Consider the following 9,679-nt stretch of genomic DNA (forward strand, 5'->3'; position numbering starts at 1 on the left):
TAGTGGGTTTTCATGATTTTCTTTCGGTATTGATTTCGGGTCATGATGTATTGGTTAAAACCTCATCTAACGACCAACATTTATTAAAATTTTTAGCGAAATATTTGATTACTATTGAGCCAAAACTTAACTCAAAAATAACGTTTGTGGAAGGCAAATTAGAAGGTTTTGATGCTGTAATTGCTACTGGAAGCAACAACACAGCGCGTTATTTTGAATATTATTTCAAAGAGAAACCGAGTATTATTCGTAAAAATAGAAATTCGGTTGCGGTTTTAAATGGAACGGAATCGCATGAAGATCTATTGGGTTTAGGAGAAGATATTTTTAGATATTTTGGTTTGGGATGTCGTAATGTTTCTAAACTTTTTGTTCCAAAAGGATATACTTTTGAAGCCTTCTTTAAAGCGATGTACGAATATCGTGATGTGATTCACTACGAAAAGTATGCGAATAATTACGATTACAACAAAGCGGTTTTCTTAATGAGTAATTTCCAAATTCTTGACAATGAATTCATGACTATAAAAGAAGATTCAAGTTACTCATCTCCTATTTCATCGGTATTTTATGAATTCTATGAGAATTTAGAAAATGTTAAGTCTCGTCTACAAAATGACGCAGACCAAATTCAGTGTATTGTATCTAAAGATTTGATTCCTAATTCAGTAGCTTTTGGTCAAACCCAACAACCAAAACTTTGGGATTATGCTGATAATGTAGATACTTTGGCATTTTTAAATAGCTTGAAATGAAATTTGTTGTAAAAACAGCATCTAGATCAATTGAAAATTTTTGGTTTATTGTGTTCTTTATACTTTACGGGATTTCTGTATTCACATTAAATAATTTTATAAAACTAGATAAGCTTGGATTATTCGTCTTTTTTGTTTTATTCCTTATCCTATTTCTGCCACTATTTTACTATTTAAATAAAAGAACGGGCGAAGGTATTATGGAATGGACGCTATCTGAAAGCGGTTTAAACATGAAATGGATTAAAACCGACTTTATAACTGATAATGAAGCAATAAACTTAGATTGGAAAGAAATAGATCGTATACAATCAACCGATATAACGAGTATTGGATATGGAGGTGAACTTGGTGAAAATTTAATTATAACTACAATTTCAGGTAAAAAAATTCAAATTAGACATTTAGTAAAAGCGAAAGATGATTTTTTTGCTTTCAAAAACAATCTTTACTTATTTAATAAAAAAAAGGACAAATAATTATTAATTTATAATTTTTACAAAAGAATTTTAACTAAATCGTTTTTGTTAATAACATCTCATAATTATTGTAGCATTTAAGTCATTTTTTTATTTAAGAATTCCGAAATTTGACCTTTAAATAAATAACTACAATGAAAAAACACAACTACAGTGCAGGTCCATGTATACTTCCTCAAGAAGTATTTGAAAAATCGGCACAAGCTATTTTAGATTTCAACAACTCCGGATTATCTATTTTAGAAATTTCACACCGTAGTAAAGATTTCGTAGCTGTAATGGACGAAGCTAGAGCCTTAGTTTTAGAACTTTTAAACTTAGAAGGAAAAGGGTACGAAGTATTATTTTTAGGTGGTGGAGCAAGCATGCAATTTTTAATGGTACCCTACAATTTAATGAAAGTTGATGGAAAAGCAGCTTATTTAGACACAGGAACTTGGGCAAGCGGCGCTATCAAAGAAGCAAAACTTTTTGGAGAAACGGTTGTTGTAGCCTCATCAAAATCAGAAAATTACAATCACATTCCAAAAGATTATAGCGTTCCTGCTGATGCAAATTATTTTCACTGCACAAGTAACAATACCATTTTTGGAACCCAAATGAAATCATTTCCAGAAGTGAATGTTCCTTTAGTATGTGACATGAGTTCGGATATTTTTTCACGTGTATTAGATTTTTCAAAATTTGATTTAATCTATGCGGGAGCTCAAAAAAATATGGGACCAGCTGGAGCAACATTAGTAGTGGTAAAAACTGAAATCTTAGGAAAAACAGGAAGAATGATTCCAAGTATGTTAGATTACCAACAACATGTTTCTAAAGAAAGTATGTACAATACACCACCAGTATTTCCAGTATACGCATCGCTTTTAACCTTACAATGGTTGAAAAAATTAGGTGGAATAGCAGCTATTGAAAAAATCAATGAAGCTAAAGCAAATCTACTTTACAACGAAATCGACCGCAATCCATTATTCAAAGGAACTGCCGCTAAAAAAGACAGAAGTAATATGAATGTTACGTTCTTATTAAATGATGAAGCACATCAAGAAAAATTTGACAGCATGTGGAAAGCAGCTGGAATTTCTGGTTTAGCTGGACATCGTTCGGTTGGTGGATATAGAGCTTCGATGTATAATGCTTTACCTATTGAAAGCGTTCAGATTTTGGTTGATGTAATGAAAGAATTAGAAAATAAAATTTAATAATTAGTGACTAGTAAATAGTAACTAGCATAAAAAATAAAAATAAAATGAAAGTTTTAGCAAACGACGGAATTTCAAAAAGTGGCATCAAAGCTTTAGAAAAAGGAGGTTTTGAAGTAATCACTACTAAAGTAGCTCAAGAACAAGTAGCTAACTTTATCAATACAAACGATGTAAAAGTTTTATTGGTTCGTAGTGCTACAAAAGTCAGAAAAGATATCATTGATGCTTGTCCAGGATTAAAAATCATTGGTCGTGGAGGTGTTGGAATGGACAATATTGATGTGGCTTATGCTCGTGAAAAAGGATTACACGTAATCAATACACCTGCTTCGTCATCTGAAAGTGTGGCGGAATTGGTTTTTGCTCATTTATTCACTGGAGTAAGATTCTTACACGATGCGAATAGAAACATGCCATTAGAAGGTGATACTAATTTCGACGGATTGAAAAAAGCCTATGCAAACGGAATTGAACTAAGAGGAAAAACCATTGGAATTATTGGATTTGGACGTATTGGTCAAGCAGTTGCAAAAATGGCTTTAGGATTAGGAATGAAAGTAATTGCTGCCGATAAATATGTAAGCGAAGCGGTAATTCGTGTGGATTTCTATAACGGACAATTTATCAATGTGGAGATTGTTACAGAATCTCTTGAAGATGTAATCAAACATTCTGATTTTATTACGTTACACGTTCCAGCGCAAGAGGGTTATGTAATTGACAAAGAAGAATTTCAATTAATGAAAGACAATGTAGGAATCGTAAATTGTGCTCGTGGTGGCGTAATCAATGAAGTAGCTTTAATTGAAGCTTTAGATGAAGGAAAAGTATTATTTGCTGGTTTAGATGTTTTTGAAAACGAACCTAACCCAGAAATTCAAATTCTTATGCATTCTAAAATCTCCTTGACCCCTCATATTGGTGCAGCAACTATGGAAGCACAAGATAGAATTGGAACTGAATTAGCTGAACAAATTATTAGCTTATTAAAGAATAATTAAAGTTATATATTTTTCTAATGTTAAAAGCATCGATTAAATCGGTGCTTTTTTTTATCTTTATACTCTCAAATTCATAAGTAAATGAAACAATTTCTAATACTATTAATCACTTCATCAATGCTTTTATTAGCCTGTAAAACTTCTCAGGAAAATAAAACATTTGATAAGATCCAAAAAATAGAAAACGATACCATTAGAATTGCAAATGATAAAATTGAATACGAAGTCATAATAATTGACCCTGGATTTAGTTCTTGGTTTAATGGTCATGCTAAACCAAAAAATTATTATTCACAAAATTATCTGGAATCACACAATAGAATTTGGGTTTCTGAATGGAATAGACGAGCAATGCTACCGCTACAATATAACCCTAATCTATATGAAATGACTATAGATTATCAAACTAATATTGATTATGGATATGATGTTAATTATATGTTATATTACTACTTAGTCTATTTTCAAATTACAAATAAACAACAGCTAGGAGGTTATACTCCCCGAATTTAATTTATGAAAAAACTCAAAGAGCGTTGGAATGTTACTTCCAATTGGCAATTAACACTAATCTTTATTGTATTTGCAATAACAGGCTCAACAGCAGCTTATCTTTCAAAACCATTAACAGACTTTCTTAGTATTACTAAAGATAATCTATCTCTTTGGATTTATTGGCCCATCAGGTTAATAATTATATTTCCAGCTTATCAAGTATTACTTGTTTTAATTGGCGCTTTATTTGGACAGTTTAATTTCTTTTGGGAGTTTGAAAAGAAGATGCTTGGCAAAATGAAATTAGGTTTTATAGGAGAATATATAGATTCTAAACTAAAAAAGGAGCAATAAAGCTCCTTTTTTTATTCCTGTCCTGTTCCGCCTTTGATGACGTAAGTGTAAAACCAAGTTATAGTAAATGTTGGTACAAAATCTATAAATGGAACCCATTCTTCAATAAAGCCAAAAAAACCAGCTAATTTCCCAATTGTTCCTCTATACATTGTCATTAATAATATCCCTGATATGGGTGCCCAAACTAAATCGGTCACTTCTGCAAAAATAGGAAGCACATAAGACAACATTCCAATTCCGTCAAACAATAAACTCAAAATTAATTTCGAGGTTTTATCACTCTTTACGGGTTGAATTGAATTATTAATTGTTTTTTCTATCATTTTTATTTTGTAAATTCCATTATGAATGTACAAAATAGATGCCAAATTATTCTTTGTGAATCATTTTATAGAAATCGTCGCGGAATTCTTTTTGATTGAAAACACCACCATATTGTAAAGTTGAAGTATAACTGCTTTCATCTTTAATACCTCGACTTGATACACACAAATGCGTTGCTTCCATCACCACAATAACGTTATCTGTTTCTAAAACTGATTTCAATTCGTTGAAAATTTGCATAATCATTCGTTCTTGTACTTGTGGACGTTTTGCGTAATAATCTACGATACGATTCAATTTTGACAAACCAATAACTTTTCCAGAAGAGACGTAACCAATATGCGCTTTTCCAACAATCGGCAAAAAGTGGTGTTCGCAAGTAGAATTGAAGCTAATATTCGCCTCAACCAACATTTTATCATACTGATACGAATTATCAAAAACCGAAATCTTTGGCTTGTTCGCTGGATTCAATCCCGAAAAAATTTCTTGCACAAACATTTTTGCCACACGATGCGGTGTTCCTTGCAAACTATCATCGGTTAAATCTAAACCTAATTCTTTCATGATGATTTCAAAATGGTGTTCAATAACTTCCATCTTTTCCGCATCTGATTTATAAAAAGCATCTGGTCGTAACGGGGTTTCAACCGATGTCATTTGGTGATTATCACCGATAATGTCGAATATTTCTTTTTCAATAGTAGTGTTCATAGCAATTTTTCCCTTCTATTTTAATTTCGATTTATAATATTTGCGCAATTTTTCTAATTTCGGTGCAATCACCATTTGGCAATAGCCTTGACTTGAATTCTGATTGTAATAATTTTGATGATAATCTTCAGCAGGATAAAAAATAGTAGCCGATGATACTTTTGTCACAATCTTTTTATCGTACAACTTTTCTTTTTCTAATAATTGAATGTAGTTTTCCGCTTTTGTTTTTTGAGCTTCTGAATGATAGAAAATGGCACTTCTGTATTGTGTTCCCACATCAGCTCCTTGACGATTTAATGTTGTTGGATCGTGAGTTCCAAAGAAAACTTCTAATAAATCTTCATACGCCACTTCATTTGGATTAAACGTAATTTGAATGGCTTCTGCATGACCTGTTTCTCCTGTACAAATATCTTTGTAGGTTGGATTAACCGTTTTCCCACCAATATATCCCGAAACTACTTTTTCAACCCCTTTTATTTCTAAGAAAACTGCTTCGGTACACCAAAAACAGCCTCCAGCAAATGTTGCAACTTCCATACCTTCTTTCACTTTTACTTTAATCGGTTCTTTAAATTCCTCTTTTACTACTGGTTTTTCTTTAGCTGTACACGAACTAAAAACAAAACTCAAAACCAATGATACCGCTTTAATTGCATTTCTCATAAATGTATCGGTTATTTTGTTTAACAAATTTACTAAAAAATTAAACACAAAATCTAATTTAACTAAACTTTATTATTTGAAATACGCGAATAGATGTACAATAGTTTTTTTATTAGCCAAAAATCTTTGTTTCTTTGTAGAAATGTTTGGTTATGATTACAGCTAAAAATCTACATAAATATTACGATTCGCTTCATGTTTTAAAAGGAGTGGATTTGCACATAAAAAAAGGAGAAATCGTTTCTATTGTTGGTGCTTCAGGCGCTGGAAAAACGACTTTACTTCAAATTTTAGGTACTTTAGATTTACCTGCAAAACAAAACAATACGATTTTAGAAATAAATGGAGCATCTGTTTTGAATTTAAAAGACAAAGAACTTTCTAAATTTCGTAACCAACATTTGGGATTCATTTTTCAATTTCACCAATTATTACCGGAATTCACAGCTTTAGAAAATGTTTGTATTCCAGGATTTATAGCCAATCGTGATAAAAAAGAAGTAGAAACCGAAGCAAAAAAAATACTTTCCTATTTAGGGTTAGCCGAAAGAACACATCACAAACCCAGCGAACTTTCAGGTGGTGAACAACAACGTGTTGCAGTTGCGAGAGCTTTAATCAACAAACCAGCCGTTATTTTTGCCGATGAACCATCTGGAAATTTAGATACGCATACGGCCGAAAACTTACACGAATTGTTCTTCAAACTACGTGATGAATTCGGACAAACCTTCGTAATTGTTACACATAACGAAGAATTAGCCAATATGGCAGATAGAAAATTAACGATGGTAGATGGGAATATTGTAAGTTCTTAAGATGACACAATCCGAGTTAAAAGAATTTCTTGATGAAAAAGTTGAGTTGTACAACAATCCCAATTTCATTGAAAGCGACCCGATTCAAATTCCACATTTGTATTCTTTGAAAGAAGATATTGAAATTGCTGGATTTTTAGCCGCCACTATTGCTTGGGGAAATCGGAAAATGATTATCAACAATGCTAAGAAGATGATGGACTTGATGGGAAATTCACCTTATGATTTTGTCATGAATTATTCGGAATCGCAATTAGAATCATTAGAAAATTTCGTGCATCGTACTTTTAACGGAAAGGATTTTGTCGGATTTATAAAAGGATTAAAACACATTTATCAAAATCATAACGGATTAGAAGCGGTTTTCTCGAAACAAAATCCAACGATGCAACATACGATTTCGGAATTTAAGCAATTGTTTTTTGAAATTCCGCATTTGTCCAGAACTGAAAAACACATTTCAGATCCTTTAAGTGGTTCGGCTGCAAAGAGAATCAACATGTAATTACGGGTAATTAGTGTGGTAGAAATATTAAATCATTAATTGTAAATTTGAGGCATTAATAGACACAAATATACATATGTTTTTGAGTACTTTAGAACTTAAAGAGTTTTTAGATAGTAAGGTTAATCAATTCAATACAATCGACTTTATTGAACCTGACCCAATAAGTGTACCACATCGTTACTCTTTTAAACAAGATGTTGAAATAGCCAGCTTTCTGGCATCCTCCATTGCTTGGGGTAATCGTAAAATAATTACTAAGAATGGTCATCGAATGATGGATTTATTAGGAAACTCACCTTACGATTTTGTAATTTCACATAAAGAACATCAACTTAAACGACTTGAATCATTTGTACATCGTACTTTTAATGGTGAAGATTTTATATACTTCATAAAAGCATTAAAACACATTTATACTAATCATAATGGTTTAGAATCAATTTTTATTAAACACCAAACTCTTGATTCATTACAACCAGCAATTCATGAGTTAAATAAAATTTTCTTTGAAATTGAACATCCACAAAGAACAAGAAAACATGTCGCTGACCCTATGAAAGGAAGTGTTGCTAAGAGAATAAATATGAGCCTAAGGTGGTTATGTCGCAAAGACAACAAAGGAGTAGATTTTGGAATTTGGGATATTAATCCAGCTAAGCTTTCATGTCCATTAGATGTACATTCGGGAAATGTGGCACGAAAATTAGGATTGCTAAAACGCAAAACCAACGATGTAAAAGCACTCGAAGAACTAGATAAATCTCTAAGAGAACTAGACCCAATAGACCCAGTTAAATACGATTTTGCTTTATTTGGATTGGGAATTTTTGAGAGTTTTTAATTACTTTTCAAAACACTCCGTAATATCAAACCAAAACACTCTTTCAATAATATCCCCATCACTCATGTAGTGATGAATGGTTATTTTATCGTACTTTTTATCATCTTCATATATCAATGATTGTTCAGCTTTATCCCAATGGACATCATCAAGAATATTGGTAATACAAATAATTTCAAAGGATGTGAACCTGTAAGCAAAATTGGTTTGTATTATTATGGCTCTATCATAAATAATATTCAATTATCTAACTTATTAAAGAATTTCCAAATAATTAATTATATATTTGGATTTAAGAAAAAATATACAATGTATCTATGGATATTATAAAATTTGAAAAATTAATTCAAGAATTCAGTAAGTTACCGAAGGCTGAAGTTGTACTGCCTACATATTTAGAAATAGCTGGTCAGCCTCATTTTGAAAATGTTTGTAGTAATATTTTAGCCTATTTTTTTAATACCAATGAAAGTCATGGTTTACAAGATTTAGTATTAAAGTCCTTTATTGAATGCTATGATGAATCATTGTTAGGTAAATTTGACATTGAAACTATTCAAATTAAACGTGAATTATATATAGATGAACAAAAGAGAATTGACATTGTCATTGAGTGCAATGAACTTGTGATTACAATAGAAAATAAAATCTATCACATTCTTAATAATGAGCTTAAAAAATACGAAGAAGAAATTTATAAACTATATCCTGACAAAAAAACACATTCTCATTTTATTGTCCTGTCATTAAAAGAAGAAAAACCTAACATACCTTTTATTTCAATTACATATGACAAATTCTTTCAAAAGCTAAAGCAAAATTTAGGGGTATATTTTGTAACTACAAATAATCAATATACAACATTCTTAATTGATTTTATACAAACGATTGAAAATCTTACCAAAATGAAAATACATAATAAACATTTTCTCGATTTCTACATTCAAAATAAAGTTGAAATTAATGAATTAATTAAAGAAAATAATGAGCTTGAAAATTCATTATCGAAAAAAGTTAAAGGTTTATCTTCGCTATTAGAAATTTATAATGAAGAACAATTAAATAATAAAGTTAAGTTTTCTAATATATTTATTTGGGCCAAAAATACTATTGTATTAGAATTTAATATTGAACAAAAAATGGTTTGGTTGCCTATTCATTTTGAGTTTGATAGAATGACAATACTTCTTTATGTAAGAAAAAATAGAAAAAACAATATTTCTGAAAATGATGAGATACTTGAAAGACTATATATTAAAAAAAACAAATATTCATTTAAGAGAAATGATGATAATCGATTAGTAATACTTGAAAAAGAAATAAAATTTAATGAGATTAATGATGAAGAATTTGTTCACCAAATAAATCAAATAATTTCCGAAATAAGAGTTGTTTAATTTTTAAAAATATTTCATGCACTACCTCTCCAAATCCGATTTCAAGGTTGCTCAAACTTGTCCAACCAAGCTGTATTACAAGAAGAATAAATATCCAAGTTTAAATGAGGAAA

The 9,679-nt window shown here is 30.7% G+C and carries 12 protein-coding genes and 1 pseudogene; 10 read left to right on the top strand and 3 right to left on the bottom strand.

Annotation, left to right across the window (positions count from 1 at the left end; genetic code table 11):
- The 6 genes from Q0075_RS04940 to Q0075_RS04965 form a co-directional block, all read left to right on the top strand.
- The coding region (locus Q0075_RS04940; protein ID WP_297868542.1) for an acyl-CoA reductase at positions 1–755 on the top strand (755 nt) is incomplete at its 5' end.
- Entirely contained in the window at positions 752–1,234 is a 483-nt protein-coding gene (locus Q0075_RS04945; protein WP_297868543.1) for a hypothetical protein, read from the top strand. The genes Q0075_RS04940 and Q0075_RS04945, both read left to right, overlap by 4 nt.
- Positions 1,235–1,368: 134 nt before the next feature.
- Positions 1,369–2,439 (top strand): 3-phosphoserine/phosphohydroxythreonine transaminase, encoded by a 1,071-nt coding sequence (serC, locus tag Q0075_RS04950; RefSeq protein WP_297868544.1) that lies wholly within the window; start codon positions 1,369–1,371, stop codon positions 2,437–2,439.
- Positions 2,440–2,486: 47 nt separating this feature from the next.
- Positions 2,487–3,443 carry a D-2-hydroxyacid dehydrogenase gene (locus tag Q0075_RS04955; RefSeq protein WP_297868545.1) on the top strand — a complete coding sequence of 319 codons (957 nt, stop codon included), beginning with the start codon at positions 2,487–2,489 and terminating at the stop codon, positions 3,441–3,443.
- 81 nt (positions 3,444–3,524) lie between these two features.
- Positions 3,525–3,956 (top strand): DUF6146 family protein, encoded by a 432-nt coding sequence (locus Q0075_RS04960; protein ID WP_291110524.1) that lies wholly within the window; start codon positions 3,525–3,527, stop codon positions 3,954–3,956.
- 3 nt (positions 3,957–3,959) lie between these two features.
- Complete coding sequence (locus tag Q0075_RS04965; protein WP_297868546.1) at positions 3,960–4,292, top strand: DUF6787 family protein; 333 nt, start codon at positions 3,960–3,962, stop codon at positions 4,290–4,292.
- A gap of 11 nt (positions 4,293–4,303) precedes the next feature.
- On the opposite strand, the gene Q0075_RS04970 is transcribed toward Q0075_RS04965, so the two are convergent.
- The 3 genes from Q0075_RS04970 to msrA are packed head-to-tail and all read right to left on the bottom strand — an operon-like array spanning position 4,304 to position 5,876.
- Entirely contained in the window at positions 4,304–4,618 is a 315-nt protein-coding gene (locus Q0075_RS04970) for a hypothetical protein (RefSeq protein WP_297868547.1), read from the bottom strand.
- Between the two features lie 46 nt (positions 4,619–4,664).
- Positions 4,665–5,333 carry a GTP cyclohydrolase I FolE gene (gene folE / locus Q0075_RS04975; protein ID WP_111565677.1) on the bottom strand — a complete coding sequence of 223 codons (669 nt, stop codon included), beginning with the start codon at positions 5,331–5,333 and terminating at the stop codon, positions 4,665–4,667.
- 15 nt (positions 5,334–5,348) lie between these two features.
- Entirely contained in the window at positions 5,349–5,876 is a 528-nt protein-coding gene (gene msrA, locus Q0075_RS04980; RefSeq protein WP_297868551.1) for a peptide-methionine (S)-S-oxide reductase MsrA, read from the bottom strand.
- Positions 5,877–6,154: 278 nt separating this feature from the next.
- Here msrA and Q0075_RS04985 point away from each other — a divergent pair, with 278 nt between their 5' ends.
- The 4 genes and pseudogenes from Q0075_RS04985 (at position 6,155) to Q0075_RS05000 (ending at position 9,566) form a co-directional block, all read left to right on the top strand.
- Complete coding sequence (locus tag Q0075_RS04985) at positions 6,155–6,820, top strand: ABC transporter ATP-binding protein (RefSeq protein WP_297868548.1); 666 nt, start codon at positions 6,155–6,157, stop codon at positions 6,818–6,820.
- Between the two features lies 1 nt (position 6,821).
- Positions 6,822–7,322 (top strand): annotated as a pseudogene (locus Q0075_RS04990) (DUF2400 domain-containing protein); the annotation flags it as partial.
- Positions 7,323–7,407: 85 nt separating this feature from the next.
- Positions 7,408–8,169, top strand: a complete 762-nt coding sequence (locus Q0075_RS04995) for a TIGR02757 family protein (protein ID WP_297868549.1) — start codon at positions 7,408–7,410, stop codon at positions 8,167–8,169.
- Between the two features lie 317 nt (positions 8,170–8,486).
- Positions 8,487–9,566: a PD-(D/E)XK nuclease family protein gene (locus Q0075_RS05000; RefSeq protein ID WP_297868550.1), complete on the top strand. Its 1,080-nt coding sequence runs from the start codon at positions 8,487–8,489 to the stop codon at positions 9,564–9,566.
- Positions 9,567–9,679 lie beyond the last annotated feature (113 nt).

This window comes from uncultured Flavobacterium sp., assembly GCF_937967675.1.
Lineage (GTDB): Bacteria > Bacteroidota > Bacteroidia > Flavobacteriales > Flavobacteriaceae > Flavobacterium.